Annotated in this window: 14 protein-coding genes; 4 read left to right on the top strand and 10 right to left on the bottom strand. The window is 53.6% G+C overall.

What is annotated here, in order from left to right; genetic code table 11:
- Positions 1 to 235 precede the first annotated feature (235 nt).
- Positions 236 to 646, top strand: a complete 411-nt coding sequence (locus ABD76_RS28455; protein ID WP_197260221.1) for a hypothetical protein — start codon at positions 236 to 238, stop codon at positions 644 to 646.
- 15 nt (positions 647 to 661) lie between these two features.
- The gene (locus ABD76_RS28450) at positions 662 to 1,723 is read left to right on the top strand and encodes a phosphodiester glycosidase family protein (protein WP_197260220.1); all 1,062 of its coding nucleotides are present in this window, start codon (positions 662 to 664) and stop codon (positions 1,721 to 1,723) included.
- Positions 1,724 to 2,091: 368 nt separating this feature from the next.
- Here ABD76_RS28450 and ABD76_RS28445 read toward each other — a convergent pair whose 3' ends face one another.
- The 4 genes from ABD76_RS28445 to trmL all read right to left on the bottom strand — a co-directional run bounded on the left by ABD76_RS28445 (position 2,092) and on the right by trmL (position 4,376).
- Positions 2,092 to 2,757: a fibronectin type III domain-containing protein gene (locus ABD76_RS28445; RefSeq protein ID WP_197260219.1), complete on the bottom strand. Its 666-nt coding sequence runs from the start codon at positions 2,755 to 2,757 to the stop codon at positions 2,092 to 2,094.
- Positions 2,758 to 2,823: 66 nt separating this feature from the next.
- On the bottom strand, positions 2,824 to 3,141 hold the full coding sequence (locus ABD76_RS28440) for a hypothetical protein (RefSeq protein WP_197260218.1): 318 nt from the start codon (positions 3,139 to 3,141) through the stop codon (positions 2,824 to 2,826).
- 213 nt (positions 3,142 to 3,354) lie between these two features.
- Positions 3,355 to 3,603 carry an AbrB/MazE/SpoVT family DNA-binding domain-containing protein gene (locus tag ABD76_RS28435; protein WP_006676399.1) on the bottom strand — a complete coding sequence of 83 codons (249 nt, stop codon included), beginning with the start codon at positions 3,601 to 3,603 and terminating at the stop codon, positions 3,355 to 3,357.
- A 305-nt stretch (positions 3,604 to 3,908) separates the two neighbouring features.
- Positions 3,909 to 4,376 (bottom strand): tRNA (uridine(34)/cytosine(34)/5-carboxymethylaminomethyluridine(34)-2'-O)-methyltransferase TrmL, encoded by a 468-nt coding sequence (gene trmL / locus ABD76_RS28430; protein WP_197260217.1) that lies wholly within the window; start codon positions 4,374 to 4,376, stop codon positions 3,909 to 3,911.
- A gap of 142 nt (positions 4,377 to 4,518) precedes the next feature.
- On the opposite strand from trmL, the gene ABD76_RS28425 reads away from it, so the two are divergent.
- Positions 4,519 to 5,238, top strand: coding sequence for a response regulator transcription factor (locus ABD76_RS28425; protein WP_197260216.1), 720 nt, complete (start codon positions 4,519 to 4,521; stop codon positions 5,236 to 5,238).
- A gap of 335 nt (positions 5,239 to 5,573) precedes the next feature.
- Positions 5,574 to 6,806: a lytic polysaccharide monooxygenase gene (locus ABD76_RS28420; protein ID WP_242069866.1), complete on the top strand. Its 1,233-nt coding sequence runs from the start codon at positions 5,574 to 5,576 to the stop codon at positions 6,804 to 6,806.
- 142 nt (positions 6,807 to 6,948) lie between these two features.
- On the opposite strand, the gene serC is transcribed toward ABD76_RS28420, so the two are convergent.
- The 6 genes from serC to glnA all read right to left on the bottom strand — a co-directional run bounded on the left by serC (position 6,949) and on the right by glnA (position 16,769).
- The gene (serC, locus tag ABD76_RS28415; protein WP_197260215.1) at positions 6,949 to 8,043 is read right to left on the bottom strand and encodes a 3-phosphoserine/phosphohydroxythreonine transaminase; all 1,095 of its coding nucleotides are present in this window, start codon (positions 8,041 to 8,043) and stop codon (positions 6,949 to 6,951) included.
- Positions 8,044 to 8,219: 176 nt separating this feature from the next.
- Positions 8,220 to 11,714 carry a discoidin domain-containing protein gene (locus ABD76_RS28410; protein ID WP_206765845.1) on the bottom strand — a complete coding sequence of 1,165 codons (3,495 nt, stop codon included), beginning with the start codon at positions 11,712 to 11,714 and terminating at the stop codon, positions 8,220 to 8,222.
- 235 nt (positions 11,715 to 11,949) lie between these two features.
- The gene (locus tag ABD76_RS28405) at positions 11,950 to 12,636 is read right to left on the bottom strand and encodes a hypothetical protein (RefSeq protein ID WP_197260214.1); all 687 of its coding nucleotides are present in this window, start codon (positions 12,634 to 12,636) and stop codon (positions 11,950 to 11,952) included.
- A 69-nt stretch (positions 12,637 to 12,705) separates the two neighbouring features.
- Entirely contained in the window at positions 12,706 to 14,046 is a 1,341-nt protein-coding gene (locus ABD76_RS28400) for an alpha/beta hydrolase (RefSeq protein ID WP_338125216.1), read from the bottom strand.
- Between the two features lie 26 nt (positions 14,047 to 14,072).
- Complete coding sequence (locus ABD76_RS28395; protein ID WP_197260212.1) at positions 14,073 to 15,029, bottom strand: LacI family DNA-binding transcriptional regulator; 957 nt, start codon at positions 15,027 to 15,029, stop codon at positions 14,073 to 14,075.
- Between the two features lie 315 nt (positions 15,030 to 15,344).
- Entirely contained in the window at positions 15,345 to 16,769 is a 1,425-nt protein-coding gene (gene glnA / locus ABD76_RS28390) for a type I glutamate--ammonia ligase (RefSeq protein ID WP_197260211.1), read from the bottom strand.
- Positions 16,770 to 17,578: the final 809 nt, after the last annotated feature.

The raw sequence follows: 17,578 nt of genomic DNA, 5'->3' as shown, positions 1-17,578 counted from the left end.
GGTCTTATCGCTTGTAACCATCTACTCGAGCTTCTCGCGATGTCTTCGGGAAGCTAGTTTTGGCGTGCCCTTTTATTCGGAGCTGGAGGCATATGGAGGGGAAATCTATCGTTTTTTTGTTATATCTATGTCTATTTTGTATGTTTTTTGCAAAATTTTATCCACCAGTGATAGAATACATGCTAGAATAGTATATGTTTTGACGAAATACGACTTCATTCGAGGTGATTAGACTATGCAGCCATCCACGAATTCTTCTCCCGAGACTACCCGTCGCGCTCGAACGAAGACTAGCGGTTCGAATGTCAAATGGTTCCTGCTGTTCTGGGTCGTCATGATCGGGATTGGCGTGACGGCGACCTATTTCTATAGTGATTATATGAAAAAGACGATGCTGGAAGATTTGCAGAAACAGACCGAGGCCCAGCTCAAGATCGTGCAGCAGTCCTACGAACAGCAGCTGGCCGACATGAACAAAAAGCTGGACGAAATGCAGAGCAAGGTGGACACGTTCAACCAGCTCCTCACCTTCACGAAGGACAATGCATCGGATAAGACCGACAACAGCAACAAGCTGTACACTCAATTGAATGAAGTGAAGAAGCAGTTGAATGAATTGAAGAAAAAAATGGATCTTTTGAAATAGCAGTGAGGCGATACGATGAATGTGCGAGTGAAACAAATTAACCGGCTGTTCATGCTGATTACCGCCCCGTTCATTGGGATGATGATCTGGATGCTGGCTTCCACGCTGCACGTCACGGCGGAGGTGAATTGGTCCCCTCCTACCGAGCCGGCGGGCTGGACGGACAAGAACGAGAAGCTATACATAAGCTTGGACGAGGCGGAGCATACGGCCTCCTTCACGGTAGAATCTATAAAGAAGACATCGGTCCTGTATCGGCAGACCACCCAGGCGATGAATGATATCGTCAGCACCGCCGGCGCCCAGGCGAAGCGTCCGGAGCAAATCTACGACCGGCGCATCTCGGCCAAGCTTGGCACCGTCCGGGAACGGATCGACAGCGACAAGCTGCGGGCCGAATTGTACCGGATTAATCAACCGACCTACCAAGGGTATGCCATGAAGGTGAAGTTGAAGGATCCGTCCGCCATGCGCCTGACGCTGGGCAAGGACAAGTACGGCGGGGCCGAGACGACCCTGCAGGCCGTCAAGCGATACGGCGCCGTCGCCGGAGTCAATGCCGGCGGGTTCGCGGACGGGAAGGGCAACCGGTATCCGCTCGGCACGACGGTCATGAATGGCGAATATGTCAATTCATTCGAACCGACCTACAAAGACCTGGCCTTCGTCGGCCTCGATGTCGGCGGGAAGCTGATCGGCGGCAAGTTTTCGGAAAAGCAGCAGTTGGATACATTGAAGCCGCAGCACGGCGCCACCTTCGTGCCGGCGTTGCTCAAGAACGGCCGCAAGCTGGCCATTCCGCAGAAATGGCAGTCCTCCCGGGCTCCGCGCACCGTAATCGGCAATTATAAGGATGATCAATTATTAATCCTCGTCGTGGATGGGTATGATGAGAATGGAAGCTCCGGCGCCAAGCTGGAGGAACTGCAGGCGAAGCTGTCGAACCTCGGCGTCATCGATGCCTACAATCTCGATGGCGGCGGCTCCTCGTCGCTCATTTTCAACGGCAGAGTGGTGAACAACCCTTCGGACGGAGAGCTTCGGGCGCTGCCGACTCACTTCTTGTTCTTCAAATAAACAGGAGCTGCAGCACCGAGCCGCAAAAAACCTAATAGAGTACCACAGAATGCGTTCGTTGCGCCGTGCGATTTTTCACGTTTATCATTTCCTTTTTGGCATGTCTTGGTTATAATGAGATTAGATCAATGGAGGTGGGCGTACCATGACGACGACGTTCTGGATTATCGTGCTCGTGATGGCCATGTTCTTGACAGCTATCTTAACGGCAGGTTATAACGACGATAAGACCAAAGGCTTATAAAGGCGAAGAAGCTTCCCGAACGTTGGGGAGCTTTTTCTGTAGCGGGGGCAAGCTGCCCATCGGTCCCCGGAAGCCAAAGCAAAGCCGCGGCGCTTTAGCCGCGGGTTCGTTCACTCGACAGGATTTAGCTTGCTTTTAGCCCATGTTCGTACGCGTTAATTTCAAAGGTAATGATTTTATCATAGATAATGACATCTTTCCGTTGCTTGAACGGGCCTTTATTGTTGCCGTGCTTGTCGATAGAGAACGTGATGGGTCCCGTTCCGGCAGCCCGGCCTTCATACCAGCTGATGAACGCGGTGACTTCCTGCATGGACAAGTCGTATTCCTTGTCCGCCCCGTTAATCAGCGTAATCCGGAGCAAAGCTCGGTCCCCCTCACCGCCTGGCTCTCCCGGTTCACCTGGTTCACCGGGTCCCGGCCCCGGCTTGTTCCCCGCCTGCGGCGTCACGGCCACTTCATTGGATGTCGCCAACTCCTCGTCTTCATATAATGCGGTGACGACATAATAGTAGACGGTCCCGTTCACGACACTTGTATCGATATAACCGTAAGTGCTCGATGTAACGGTAGCAATCGTTGCATAGGGACCACCCATCGTATCGGAGCGTTTCACGTTGTAGCCTGTCGCGTCATTGATGGTGTTCCAGCTTAACGTCACACTGGCGTCTCCTGCCGTTCCGTTCAAGACAATCGGCTCCGCCGGCGGCACGCCGGTCGTCTTCCCGAAGACGTTCCACTCGGCAATGGTGGAATAGGAGCCGGTCGATTTCAGGACTACCGTCTTCACGTTAGCGACGGGAACAGCCAGAGATTCAATGCCATCGTTGACGATAGGCGTATGGGCTAACAGCAGTTAGTCATCCGCATCAATCACGGCATTGCTGCCTGAATATCGATTAACAATAACCGCGGAGATTTCCGTTGGACCAGAAAAGGAGTGCCAGACCGCTTTGCCCGCATTTACATCATATCTTGTCGCTGGATTATTATCCGTCAATTGCGTCACCGGACTGCCTGACGGCTTCCCGATGGCGCTTCCCGTTGGCAGCGGAACTCCGTCCAGCAGGCCGCCCGTATATTTGCTCGCCGCGGCGTTCACGGGCATGGCATGGATCAAGCCTGCAACCAACGTCAAGACAATGCACAACCAGCCGATCTTGCGTAACCTCATTTTACTACCCCCTAAAAAATAAGTTTGAAGTAATAATATGTAAGTATGATTCCATTATATAGCATTTTATCTGATTAAGGTATTGTCTTTTTCGTGACTTTTATACTAAATGAGATTTTTTATAGAGTCTTTGGTAACAAATAGAGGTCGATGAATGGGGTTTTCAAAAAAATGATAAAAAAAAGAAGCATCTTGCGATGCTTCTTGGCCCGGCTAGCGAACGAGATGCGTCATCTCATTCATGCATGGAGAACATATGTATCGTTCCTTGAACTCAGCGACTCCATCCATGGACCCGCAGAATACGCACTTCGGACGGTAGCGCTCCAAAATAATATGGTCGCCTTGCACCAAAATTTCGACAGGATCCCCCTCGTTCATCTGGTAACGTTTTCTCAATGATTTGGGCAACACAATGCGTCCCAGTTGATCGACTTTACGGACTACTCCGGCAGGTTTCATCTGTTCCACCTCTCTTGTATATACTTCCTCATGATTACCCTTAGAAAACTCTGCTTCTATTACTTCGATACTATAGACGAAATTCCTGCTGAAAAATGTCAATCAATTTCGTTTTTATCTATTCTGTTCATCTATTGTCTGTATGTCCCTGGCAGGAATGTACGTCGGGTTCCGTTACTGGCGGGCAATACACGAACTCTTTCGCTAAGTATATGGTCGGATCAAACTTCGAACCTTCTGTGAAAATAGTCTCAACGGCGCAGATTGTCCCTGCCATGCGGCAGGAACAAGTCTTCTGTCGCCGCCTATTTGATTAGGCCGGGAAAATCGAGCTGGCGCAGCGCTTCATAGACAATGATCGCGGCTGAATTCGACAAATTGAGCGAGCGGACCTTGTCGGTCATCGGCATGCGCATGCACGTTTCGCGGTTCGCTTCGATCAGCTCGGGAGGCAGTCCTTTCGTCTCTTTGCCGAAAACGAGGAAGTCGCCGTCCCGGAACGAGAAGTCGCTGTAGCATTTGTCCGCCTTGGTCGTGGCATAAAAAAAACGCGAATCCGCGTATTGATCCAGCACCTCTTGGAACGAATCATGATATTCGATATGGACAGCGTACCAATAATCCAGACCGGCACGCTTCAACGTCGCGTCATCCGTACGGAAGCCCAGCGGCCGCACAAGATGCAGGTGGGTGCCTGTCGCGGCACAGGTGCGGGCGATGTTGCCGGTATTGGCCGGAATTTCCGGTTCCACAAGCACGATATGCAGTGCCATTCTGTTCACCTCACATTCTGAACTCATTATACAACATCATGCCAAAAATCGCGATTTAACATCCCGTTTACGTTTGTTTAATATAACGCTGACGATCCCCTTGCATAATAGAAGCAGAATGGAATCGATGGGAGGGAAAGTTATGAAGTCCAAAATACTTGTCGTTGACGATGAGCCATCCATCTCTACCCTCATTGAATATAATCTGAAGCTGGCCGGTTACGAGGTCATGTGCGTTTACGACGGAGAAGCGGTATTCGAAGTACTGCCGACCTTCCGGCCCGATCTGATCGTGCTGGACCGGATGCTGCCGAAAAGCAACGGCCTCGAGGTCTGCCGCAAGCTGCGCGAGCGGAGCAACATGGTGCCGGTCATCATGCTGACCGCCATGCAGGAGGTCGGAGACAAAATCGACGGGCTGAACAACGGGGCCGACGACTACATGACCAAGCCCTTCTCTCCACAGGAGCTGATCTCCCGCATTCAGGCGGTCATGCGCCGCATCCGTTCCTTGCCGCTTCATGACGATGGCCAGGTCTATCAGATCGGACCGCTCACCGTCATGGCCGATCAGCGGGAAGTGAAGCTGGACGATCGCCCCATCGAGCTGACGCCGAAGGAATTCGAGCTGCTCGTCTTTCTGTGCCGGCACCGCGGCAAAGTCCTCAGCCGGCAGCAGCTTCTGCAGGGCGTCTGGGACTATCATTTTCTCGGGGATACGCGCATCGTCGACGTCCATATCAGCCACCTGCGCGATAAGCTGGAGAAAAATGCGCGCAATCCCGAATTTATTATGACGATCCGCAACGTCGGCTATAAGCTGACCGATCCGGTGCGGCGCCATCTCGCCGCGGAAGGGTAACTCCCTGCTTCATCCGTACCCGCCTGTTCCTCGGAGCATGCGGGTATTTTTTGCGTTTGCGCATCCCCCGGTACGATATACCTATAACCCCCATTCTCCAGCGTTCCCCCTTGAACGGGGCGATTCTACTTTTTTTGACAAGCTTCATCCCGCAAGTTCAGGATGATCGGGGGATTGATTCGACAAAAGTGCTGCTTCCGCTGTCCTTCCTGGTACTTCGGATCGTCTGTCAAAATAGTTTGTAATGTTTATAGGAAATCAGACCAATGATCGATAGAATTAAACCGCTTATATCTCTACACTGGTGTCGAGACCAATCAAAGGAGTTGACACCAATGGCAAGACGAATCGGCAGCACTCTGCTGTCCAAAGTATCCCCTCTGTTCACCGCATTCGGGCTTATCGTGCTCGGATTGGCCGCGAGCGCCATCTTCGCGGACAGCGCATCGGCCCACGGTTACATCGAATCTCCGGCCAGTCGGGCCTACCAATGCAAGCTGGGCCTGAACACCGGCTGCGGACAGGTTCAGTATGAACCGCAAAGCGTGGAAGCCAAAGGCAACTTCCCGAAAGGCGGACCGGCTGACGGACATATCGCCGGCGGCGGCATCTTCGCCCCGCTGGATGAGCAGTCGGCCGATCGGTGGAACAAGGTGAAAATGCAAGGCGGAACGAATACGTTCCAATGGCATCTGACTGCGCCGCATGCGACATCGGAATGGAAATACTATATTACGAAAAAAGACTGGGATCTGAACAAGCCGCTTACTCGCGCCGATCTGGATCCGGTGCCGTTCTGCACGATTCAGGACGGCGGCAAGAAGCCGCCGGCAACCGTCACGCATGAATGCAGCGTGCCGACCGATCGCAGCGGCTATCATCTGATTCTCGGCGTCTGGGAGATCGCGGATACCGGCAATGCATTCTACCAAGTGATTGACGTCGATCTGGTCAATGACGGTTCGGCCATCGAGCCGCCGTCGGCTCCGGGCCAACTCGCGGCTTCCGCGCGGACCGAGACGTCGATTACGCTGTCCTGGACGGCCTCTTCCTCGGCGAACGGAATCAAGGCCTACGAAGTGTTCCGCGACGGGGCTTCGCTGGGACAGACGACCGGGACATCATATGTCGACGCCGGGCTGACCCCGGATACAACCTACACGTATACCGTTCGGGCGATCGATCGGGCCGGCAATCCTTCCCCGTTGTCCGCCCCGCTTGTTGCGGCAACGCTGCCGCAGGATAATAACGGCGGCGGAGACGGCGACGGCGGGACCGAGCCGCCACAGACCGGCGATACGACCTGGAAGTCCGACGCCATCTACACCCGCGGCGACCGCGTAATCTACGACGGCTTGGAATACGAGGCTCAGTATTGGACACAGAACAATCGGCCTGACGTGTCAGAAGCGTGGAAGCTGGTGAGCAACGTCATCCTCGATTGGAGCAAGGATCGAGCCTATGTCGGGGGTGACAAGGTGAACTATAACGGCGCCGTCTACCAGGCACGCTGGTGGACCCGCGGCGAGGAGCCGGGCAGCGCCGATGTGTGGCAAGCGGTGAAGTAGACATCCATAGAGCTGTTCAAGGCGATGCTTTGAACAGCTCTTTTGGCCTATTGGATGACAAGCGAACATCGCGCGTTTTTTTGCCACCTGTAAATGCAGAGCCCCGCGAGAAAACCTCGCGGGGCGTTATCAACGGATGTGTTTAGCCGTTCTTCTGTTGGAATTGCTTCATGAACTGCGCCAACGCCTCGCAGCTCGCATAAGGCACCGCATTGTAGATCGAGGCGCGCAAACCGCCGACGCTGCGGTGTCCCTTCAGGCCGACAAAGCCCGCTTCCCCGGCTTCCTTGATGAACGCCTTCTCCAGTTCCTCATCCGCGAGCCGGAAGGTGACGTTCATCATCGAGCGGCTGTCATGCGCCGCACAGCCGCGGTAGAAGCCGCCGCTGTTGTCGATGGTGCCGTACAGCAGCTCCGCTTTCGCCTGATTGTCCCGCTCGACCTGCGCCAATCCGCCGCGTTCCTTGAGCCATTGCAGCACCAGGTTCACCATATAGATGGAGAAAGAGGACGGCGTATTATATAAGGAATTATTTTTATAATGAGTACTGTAACGAAGCATGGTAGGAATCGTCGCAGGGCTGTCCGCCAGCAGTTCTTCCTTGGCGATGACGACCGTAACGCCGGACGGGCCGAGATTTTTCTGCGCGCCCGCATAGATCATCCCGAACTTCGAGACATCGATCGGACGGCACAAAATGTCGCTCGACATATCGGCGATAAGAGGCACCGCGCCCGTATCCGGATAAGCGGCGAACTGCGTTCCCTCAATCGTCTCATTGGAAGTCAGGTGAACATAGGCGGCGTTCTCCGGAGCCGCGATCTCCTCCGGTGCCGGCATGCGCATGAAGCGATCGGCTTCGGTCGAGGCGATGACCCGTGTCTCGCCGATAAGCTCCGCTTCTTTGATCGCCTTGCCGGCCCAGCTTCCGGTATGAACGTAAGCGCCCACCTTGCCTGCGGCGAGCAGGTTCATCGGCACCATGGCGAACTGCGTGCTCGCTCCTCCCTGCAAGAACAACACGTCGTAGCCGTCCGGAATCTGGAGCAGCTCCTTCAATAATTGCTTCGCTTCATTATGAACCTGTTCGTAGACGGCGCCGCGGTGCGACATTTCCATAATGGACATGCCATGGCCCCGAAAATCGATAAATTCGGACTGAGCCCGCTCCAATACTTCCAATGGCAAAGCTGCCGGACCGGCATTGAAATTGTACGCGCGTTGATGTTGTTCCATCCGTTTCTCCCACCTTCGTGTTCTTGTCTATCCAATATTTTATCGATAATCATAGCAGTATTTGAAGTTCGCTTCAAGGAGGTAACGCAAAAAAGTCTGCGCTCCTCAGGCATCCTGCGCCGTTAAAAATCCCCGCATCCTTCCTGGATACGGGGGCTGTATGGCGTTCGTTTGGCCTATTTTATCTGAGCGCGTTGCAGCAGATCCTGCATTGGGCGAAGCTCGCGCGTCGCGTCATACGGATAGCGGTTCAACACTTGCAGCAGCAGCTCGCGCAGGCGCTCCGGCTTCTTCAAGCGCGGCAGCAAATGTTCCATCAAGCCGATGAGCCGCTTATATTCCTGAATATGATCCGGGGCGTATACCTCGAACTCGTAAATCGAGTAACCGAAGACCGTGGCCCGCTTCACGCCCTGGAATTTGACATAGCGCGCCGTCTTCGTCTCGAAGGTCACGATATCCAATTTCCCCTGGGACGTAATCGTTCCTTCATCGCCGGATACATTCGTCCAGTTCGTTTTGTCATCGGAGACGAGAAGCTGATACTTCTCCGCGCCCGCCTGCCACTTAATAATGACTTTGTTGATGTCTGTCGGCTCGCCCAGATCTACGACGAACCATGCGTCGTCCACATAGGCGCTGGACCATCTGGAGTTGATCGATACGACTCCGTCCACGGCCATATCAGAAGAATAATACGGGAACTCGGTTGCGGAGGACTCGGCCGGTTGATGAAGCGCCTTATTGTCCGTATAGAGAAGCTCAATCGGCTTATTGTACATAATGACATTGTCAAGCACGCCCCGGAACGCGTTCGTCTCGCTGCCGATGCGCAGCGCCGGGAGCACGAGCGTATGCAGCTTAGGATATGCATTCTCGAGCCGCTCCACGTACTCATCCACATTGACGAACAGCGTCACGCCCTTATTGTCGCCTTTCAGTAAAATATGCGTCCACTTGTCTTCCGGCACAACATAATCGAACGTGCTGTCATAATGCTCCTTCGTGAACCCGAGCTTGTCTGTATTGCCCTGCTTGAGCTTCAGCGTTCCGGCCGGAGACTCCATCAGGATCGCGTCATCCGGGTTCCCCCGATCCGGCTTCACCCACATCGAGAGCGTCCAGCCGAATCCCAACGCCTCGACCGGCGTCTCGATATAGCTGGTTCCGCCCTTCAAGCGCACCCCCTGGTCGTATTTCCCTTCTGTCATTTCCACATTGACGCCCTTCCCGTCAAAGCCATTGCCCGAACCATCCTTGAACTGGTCCTCGAACAGGTACTGAATGACCTGGTTCTCCTCATTATCCACCTTGAACTTGCGGGATAAATTCGCATTCGGCGCATCCCCGATGGCCTCCGCCCGCTTCATATAGCGTTCAAAGGAACGGTCGTCCCGCGTGCCGGTCCACATTTTCTCGGACACGACCTGGATTCCGGGCAGCATCCGCTCATGCGAATCGTCCATGGATACCCCGTTGGCGTCCGAGACGTCGTTCCACAAGGCGAACATGCCGCCCTTGACGCGGGGATGCCCGAACGGCAGCGTCGTATTCTCCCACTTGATCGGCTCCCATTCATTATACAGGAACTGGGAATTCAAATAGTCTCCATATAAGGTAGGCACGATATACATATAAATATTTTGGACGTTCAGCACGTCATACCCGAGATCGACCGCCTGCTTCGGGGCGCCATACGGCTCATACCAGATATCCATCGTCGCTTCATTGCTGATCGGGGTCGTCCCGTTGTATTGCGTTAATCCGCCCCACAAATGCGGGTGCTTGCCTTTATCGTTTATATGCTTGATGAGCGTATCCATGTACCAACGGAAGCGCTCTACATCCGGTCCCCAATATTCATCGGTCCCGATATGCACTTCCGGACCGACGAAGGTCGGATCGTTTCCATCCAAATATTCGTTGAACAGATTTTTCACGAACTCCACGGTTTCCGGCTTGGAAATATCGAGGGCGTGATCGTTCCCCAGCGCGGGATTATAGGAAGTAAAGGCGCGGGAATGCCCGGGCGTGTCAATCTCCGGAATCACGTTGACTCCGTATTCCATGCCCAGAAGCTGGAGTTCCTTGAATTCCTGCTTCGTATAATGCCCGTTCGGGCTGGCCAATCCGGGATACGTGGCGCTTTCCAGCCGGTAAGCCGCCCTCGTTCCGTCCGCGAACGGGGTGCCGACATCATCGTTCAAATGAATTTGGAACATGTTCATTTTGTACCAGGACAGCAGTTTCACATAGCTTCTCAGAAAATCGATCGTGTAAAATTTGCGCGCCACGTCAATCATGAGGCCCCGCTTTTCATACTTCGGATAATCTCTCGCTTCTCCGCGGGGGATCGTGAGATCGGGATGCTGCTTCAGGATCTGAAGCGCGGTTCTCGTGCCGAAGAACGCGCCTGTCGCCGAAGACGAGGCGATCGACACATAGTCGCCGGCCTGGAAGACGTTGCCTTCCTCGCCCAGCCACGCTAACGACGGATCCAGCGACAAGCACAAATCGCCCGTCTGCGGCTGGCCATAGACAATCTCAAGCTCATATCCCGTCAGATCGGCCACATCCTCGCGCGTCAGCTCCGCCGCCTTGCGCAGCGCCGCTTCGTCCTCCGGGCGGACGACAATGCGCGACGATGCCGTCAACGTATAATTCCCGGATCCGCCATACCATTCCCGCAAGGACGGGATGACGTCCGGCTCCGGATTGCGATCCGGGGTCTGCTTATACTGGCCCGGAACCGTAACCGTAATGTTATCCGACAGCAATTTGCGGTTCGGATCGTTCAGATCCTCCACCTGCACGATCAGATTCACTTTGGCATCGACCAGCGGCATCCGGATATGGCCTTCGCGATCGATGACAGGCAGCCGGTCGCTCCCGTACACGCTGGCGCGGTACCCTTCCGGCACTTCGGCCGCGGACCAATCCAGCTCGGTCTGTCCGGCCTGCACCGTCAATGTCGCCTCAATCCGGTCTGCGATAGACTGCAAGTCATTCAATTGGTACACCTCGAATTCATAGAAGGAGTAACCGTACAGAACGCCTTCGACAGGCGCACGCTTCACTCCCTGGAACTTCACATATCTCGCTTGAAGCGGCGCGAAATCGATAACTTCGGTGCCTCCCTTGCATGGAATGACGCCGTCGCCATCCCTCACGTTCGTCCACTGCTCCCCGTCATCCGATACAAGGATCTTATATGTATCGGCCGGCGTCTGCCAGCGGATGACGACGCGATCGATCGCGGTCCGCTCTCCCAGATCGACATAGAACCATTGATCATCCTCCTTGGCGGAAGACCATCTTGTATTGGCCTTCCCGTCTACGGCCAGATCCGGAGTCAGGTAATCGACTTCATTGCCCGACGAGTAGGCCGGCTTGTTGAGGGCGAGATTCGTCCCGCCGAATGCGGCCGCGAGAAGGCTGTCGGCTCCTTCATCCGGGGAAGGCTCTGTCGGGAATGCGCTTCCATTTTTATCATAGACAGCCTCCGTCACGGTCTCCGGCTCGGCGCCGTCTCCCGGCGCGACCGGCGCATCGGCCGCAACCGCCGCCTGCCCGTTCGGTTGGGCATAGGCATGCGCAGGCGGAATGCCAGGCAGAACGCTCGCCGCCGCCAATACGATACTAAGCATCCATCCAAGCGCTTTTTTGTTCATCGTCTTCTTTATTTCCCTCCATATCAACGTGGATTATGCGGCGTACATTGACGCCAATTTTCTTCGTTTATCACCTCCTTTTTTCCAATCCTAACCTGTTCAACATCACGCCGCAACAAAAAATGAGCATAAGTAAAGAGATGTATATTCCTCGCTCTAACCCAATCCATGATCAGCAAAAAGGCATGAGTGAGAAAACACAACCTTCACCCATGCCCGTGTGCCTAACCGCCGCTCACAGCGTACGGAACTTCAATTTTGTACAATCGATCAAGAAATGATATGTTCTCGTTTGCTTCGTTCCTTTGACGGCTAGACGAACAGACAAGTTCGCAACATCCCGCTCCTTCAACCCTTGATGGCGCACCCAGCCATGCAGTTCCTTTTGCGGGCGAATCGCCTTGTCCCTAAAGTCCGTGTTATCCGCATCAGCTTCTACGGCTTCAACGGACTTCCCCTTAACGCCCTTGTTCGCCTCCGTCTTCATCTCATCCAATAGGAGCATCACATTTTCCTCATCCGACTGGTTTTGGATCGTTACCTCGAAGTCAGTGTTTTCCTCTGTAACCCGGATCGAATGAACCGTTACCTCCACATCGTTTACGGTGTGGGTAAGCGGCAACGCCTTGAATTGCTTGCCGTCGCTGCCGCCGGAGCGCTGGCCCGGCTCTTCCTTGCCGGGATTCGCATTCGGCTTGAGGCTGCCATGATCAATGCCAACCCGATCGTCCATCGCCCCGGCCAGATCTTGCGCTGGAAGAAAGCTCTCTCCCAGGGATGCAGGCTGGTAAGCCTGCCCCTTCTCCAGCCCTTCCGAGTTCAGGCCGCTCATCCCGGCATCGGCTGTAAACTGCGAGGCAGCGAATCCAATTCCCGAGAAAAAGAGGGCGCCGGCAAGGAATCCCATCATCTGTCTCCTCATGCTGTTTCCTTCCTTTCGCTTATCCTATTCATTCGTTTTGATACGATCCGATGCGTTTTCCATACCATTTTATTCCTCCCGCTCGCTCCATCTCTCCACGCAGATCTCCAACGTTCCGTCCTTCTCGGCTTGATAGCGGCGTTCAACCGGGGCTCCCGCTCCATCGGCCTCGACGATCCCGTCTTCACGGTTCACTTGAAAAAAACATTCCGTATGATACGGGATACGCAGACGGGCTGTATATGCGCCTCTGTCCTGATCGTAGGTTAACGGGAACCAAGCGTACAGCTTGATGCCCTCCGGCGTATCGGCCGGCACATGGACGACGATATCCAAGGTCACATGCGGGCTGATCTCCTCCCTGACGCGAAGCGGCATCGACGCTTCCCGTCCATCGGCTTGAACCGTGACCTCGGTGTCTCCTGGCTGGAGCGGAACAACGCTCCCGTCCGCCCGGACTTGCGCGATACGCTCGTCGGCTACGCGATATACGGCGCGCAGCGGCGACATTTTGAACCCGGAATCGAACTCGACGATCGGATTCAACCGGCATGGAGGCCCCGTGATGCCCACCTCTTGTTCGCCATACAGCGTCAAGGAGCAAGGCTTGCCCCGATGGCCGAAGAAATGGAGCAGCGGCGCAGATACCCGCGCCTCCCAATCCTTCTCCGCATGAGCCGCTCCAGGCTCATAGAGATAGACAAGCTCGTCATCTGCTGCGTACCCCAGGTCCAGAAGCTTCTCCGCCACTTCCCGCACATGCTTTTCCATGACGAGAAGCCCTTCCCGGCTGCCCAGATCGATCCATAGTTTTGTGAGGGGCTGCTTGGCGGTGAAGGAATGATACAACGGCACTTCCTCCAAGGTCTCGGGATCTACGCAATACATATAAGGGGATATCATCCCAAGCATGCTGAACACGCCGGGATGCCGCAGCCCGATATGATACGTGACCTGCCCGCCCCTTGATGAGCCCATCAAGGCCGTATGCGCCGGCCCCGGTTGCGTCCGGAACAAGGCATCCACATAGGGCTTGACCTCTTCAATCAGGAAGCGCTCATACAGATGGCCGCGCGGTTGAACCGGGAACTTGTCGTCCTGATAGCGCACGCCTTCCAGGTCATGGGTGAATTCGTTGGCCCGCTCCGTCCCCATATTCGGGATGCCGACAATGATGATTTCTTCCATGCGCCGCTCGGCAATCAGCCTGTCGGCGGCGGCATGCACGTTCCATGAATAGCCGTTGAAGGCGGGATGGAAAATATTTTGGCCGTCATGCATATACAACACCGGGTACCGCTTATTCGGCTCTTGCGGATAGCTGGGAGGCAAGTAAATATATATTTTTCTTCGATTCGCCAGAATGCTCGAATAAAACCCGCAGATGGTAACAAGCCGCGATGAGTCCACGAGGCATTTCTCCTTATAGAGGCGGTTCATAAAGAGCGCAAACCGGCTTTTTGAACATGCTCATTGAGCTGCGAGGAGAGAGGCAATGTCAGAAACTTCTCCTCGTGCACATATTCCGCATCATGAATAAAGCTGTTCATTACCTTTACGAATGCCGCGTATAAATCCAGGTTGAATGAAATTTTCGCCGCCGCTTCATGAACGATTTCGGGACAGTGGCAGGTGCACAAGACCATCAAATTAGAATGAGCTTGGACGGCCTCATTGGCTATAAATTCGTTCATGACGATGCCCGGCCGGCCTTTGAACCTCGCCAAAAAAGCTTCCATCCCTTGACGGCGCTCGTATACATGAATCCGTTCGTCAGGCAAGCCCGATGCCTCCTTGATGAAATCCGTCCATCGTTCATTGTTGTAGCGATCCATCACGAGAAATTGCGGCGCTTCGCCCAACAGGACGCGCGATTGTTGAAAGCCGGATTCCACGTCGGGCATAATTTTATGAAAAAGCGAATCCTCAATATAACTGTCCACCACAAACACAGGTATACCGAATCCGAAGTAGGGCGTGATCGCGGAAAACCGTTCCTGATCCACATTGATCAAAAATACGCCGTCCAAATTCCGCTCCATAATGACCTTATAAGACGGTGCCGTATCGTCGATCTGCATGAAGATAACGTGGTAGCCTAGCGCGCTGCATTGCTGCTCGATTTTGCTTATCGTTTTGGCGTATTTGAAGGCCGACCAAGGGCTTTGCCGTTCATCCTTGAACACTAAGATCCCAATCAATCCCGTTTTCTTAATCTTTAAGGACTGGGCCGTTCGGTTCGGCACATATTTGAGCTGCTGCGCTATTTTCAACACTTTCACTCGCGTCTCATTCGATATCGATTGCGTCTTGACATCGTTTAAAATATAGGACACCGTAGCAATGGACACACCCGCTGCTTTGGCGATATCTTTAATCGTTGTTTTTTTCATCTTATCCGACCTCGCTTGGCCAAAACTTAAACGTTTAAGTCAATTAAAGCATACCGCCCATAGGGTGTCAAATTTCCCCTCTGTTCCCGAATTGGACGCTAATTTCAACGCTTCCATATCATCCAGCCGTACGCAAGCAAGCTTACGGTCATCTTCTCTTCCTTGAGCGTTGAAATGAAGAAACGTTTTAACATTCCATTCTCCCCCTTTCTTTTGAGCTTTGCCCTGGCCTCTTCCCCGGGACGTGAATAAAAAAATCCTCCCCATCCAAGCCGGATGGGAAGGATACATAGGAGGATACGTATATCAATGTGATTAGCAGTCGAAATAAAGGCTGTATTCCTGCGGATGAATGCGAATGGCTACGGATTGGGCTTCTTTCCGCTTAATGCTGACATAGTTGTCGATGAACTCACGGGTAAATACGCCGCCTTCGAGCAAAAATTCATGATCCGTCATCAAAGCGTCGAGCGCCTCTTCCATCGTAGCCGGGACGCGGCGAATCTCCATTTTCTCTGCCTCGGACAGCTCATACAGATTGCGGTCATACGGACCGAAGCCGGCGGCGGCCGGATCGATCTTGCGCTTGATTCCGTCCAGCCCCGCCATCAGCATTGCCGCGAACGCCAGGTACGGGTTCGCCGTCGAATCCGGCGTGCGGAACTCGATGCGGCAGCCCTTCGGCGTGACTGCGGCCACCGGGATGCGAATCGCGGCGGAACGGTTGCCTTTGGAGAAGACTAGATTGACCGGAGCTTCAAACCCGGGAACGAGCCGCTTGAATGAGTTGGTGCTCGGGTTCGTCAAGGCGATAAGCGCAGGCGCGTGGTGCAGAATCCCGCCGATATAATGGAGCGCCATTTCGCTCAGATTGGCGTATCCGCCCTTCTCGTAGAATAGCGGCGTGTCGCCGTTGAATATCGATTGATGCACGTGCATCCCGCTGCCGTTGTCGCCGAACAGCGGCTTCGGCATGAAGGTGGCCACCTTGCCGAACTGCCGTGCCGTATTATGAACGATATATTTATATTTCATCAGATTATCGGCCGTGGCCGTCAACGTATCGAAGCGGAAGTTAATCTCCCCCTGCCCCGCCGTCGCCACTTCGTGATGATGGCGTTCGACGCGGATGCCGCATTCCTGAAGCAGACGGCACATCTCGCTACGGATATCTTGCTGCGTATCGACTGGCGCGACTGGCACGTATCCGCCCTTTGCCGGAATTTTGCCCCCGAGGTTGCCGCCGGCTTCCTCGCGGTTCGTATTCCAGGATGCCTCTACCGAGTCGACATAGAAGGAGGAACGGTTCATCGTATTCTCGTACCGCACCTCATCGAAGATGAAGAATTCCGACTCCGGAGCGAAAAATGCGGCCGTACCGACCCCGGACGTGTGCAAATACGCTTCCGCCTTCTGCGCGATGCTGCGTGGATCCCGGTCATAGCGTTCGCCATCCGGCGTAAAAATATCGCACATGATGATAAGCGTCGGATGCGCCGTGAACGGATCGACGTAGCAGGAGTTCGCGTCCGGCATCATCACCATGTCAGATTCTTCAATTCCGCGGAATCCTTTGATGGAGGAACCGTCGAATGCTACTCCGTTCGTGAACGTGCTCTCATCGACCTCTGAAGCGGGAAGGGTAATATGATGCGCCCGACCGACCAAATCAACAAAGCGAAAATCTACATACTGGATTTTTTTCTCTTGAATAACCATCAAAGCTGGATTTGTCGACATGATGATTCCTCCCATTTCCGAACAATACACGTTCATCACGCATTCATTGTTCCACTTTCAAAATTAAGTTGTTGTCATTATAATCGCTGCGGAGAAATCTCGTCAATATCTATGTCAGGTATTTTTATGTTTCATGTTAGATATTCTTACACTAAATGATGGGAAACAGCAGAAAATCCGCTTTCTCCTGCGCTTTGCCTCATGATCTCCCACGGGGAACGAATTGACCCCTCAGACTGGGAAATGCTTCCTTTGCCTCCGTCCGGCGGGCCTGCCTGTTAACTGGCTGCGGCATCGCCTGTTCTTGGTTGCGGGAATCCGCATAATGCCCGGCTTCGGCACTCCTCCCTCATGATCGGGGACTCGGGAACTCGCTCTACACGTTCGCCACCCCGAATGCTCCAAAAATGCAGGATTTCTAGAACGCCTCGTTTTTGAGTAAGGCAATCCTGCAAAAGTGCAGGATTTTCGCCCGTTTTCACTTCGTTTGGGCCAGAAATGGGAGAATTGACACTAGCGTTGCATCAATCTTTTTACGAAAATTTTCACCCTATAATTCTCTATATTTGTAACTTATTGAACTATATTCGTGGACAAAAATAAAGAAATCTCCTATTGTTGAGTTACCCTCAGCGTTATCCATAAAACGCCTCAACAAAGGAGATTTCTATGGATAACGTACCGAATCAAAACGTCATTTGTCAATGCCTAAAGTGGTTACATGTGAATTCCACTAGAGATGAGTCATTGGATTACCGAGCCCAAAAGTTGTTTGTCGGCGCTTCGACACTCTTGTTTGTAGAGGCACA

The organism is Paenibacillus dendritiformis (assembly GCF_015845845.1).
Taxonomy (GTDB): Bacteria; Bacillota; Bacilli; order Paenibacillales; family Paenibacillaceae; genus Paenibacillus_B; species Paenibacillus_B dendritiformis_C.
Note: the sequence above shows the minus strand (reverse complement) of the source record. Positions and strands in the feature narration are given on the sequence as shown.

Coding starts and splice junctions, on each gene's coding strand:
- ABD76_RS28435 (WP_006676399.1), bottom strand. CDS start 3,603: ATGAAACCTGCCGGAGTAGTCCGTAAAGTCGATCAACTGGGACGCATT.
- ABD76_RS28405 (WP_197260214.1), bottom strand. CDS start 12,636: ATGAGGAGACAGATGATGGGATTCCTTGCCGGCGCCCTCTTTTTCTCG.
- trmL (WP_197260217.1), bottom strand. CDS start 4,376: ATGGCACTGCATATCGTGCTTGTGGAACCGGAAATTCCGGCCAATACC.
- ABD76_RS28410 (WP_206765845.1), bottom strand. CDS start 11,714: ATGAACAAAAAAGCGCTTGGATGGATGCTTAGTATCGTATTGGCGGCG.
- ABD76_RS28455 (WP_197260221.1), top strand. CDS start 236: ATGCAGCCATCCACGAATTCTTCTCCCGAGACTACCCGTCGCGCTCGA.
- ABD76_RS28450 (WP_197260220.1), top strand. CDS start 662: ATGAATGTGCGAGTGAAACAAATTAACCGGCTGTTCATGCTGATTACC.
- ABD76_RS28420 (WP_242069866.1), top strand. CDS start 5,574: ATGGCAAGACGAATCGGCAGCACTCTGCTGTCCAAAGTATCCCCTCTG.
- glnA (WP_197260211.1), bottom strand. CDS start 16,769: ATGTCGACAAATCCAGCTTTGATGGTTATTCAAGAGAAAAAAATCCAG.
- ABD76_RS28395 (WP_197260212.1), bottom strand. CDS start 15,029: ATGAAAAAAACAACGATTAAAGATATCGCCAAAGCAGCGGGTGTGTCC.
- ABD76_RS28425 (WP_197260216.1), top strand. CDS start 4,519: ATGAAGTCCAAAATACTTGTCGTTGACGATGAGCCATCCATCTCTACC.
- serC (WP_197260215.1), bottom strand. CDS start 8,043: ATGGAACAACATCAACGCGCGTACAATTTCAATGCCGGTCCGGCAGCT.
- ABD76_RS28440 (WP_197260218.1), bottom strand. CDS start 3,141: ATGAGGTTACGCAAGATCGGCTGGTTGTGCATTGTCTTGACGTTGGTT.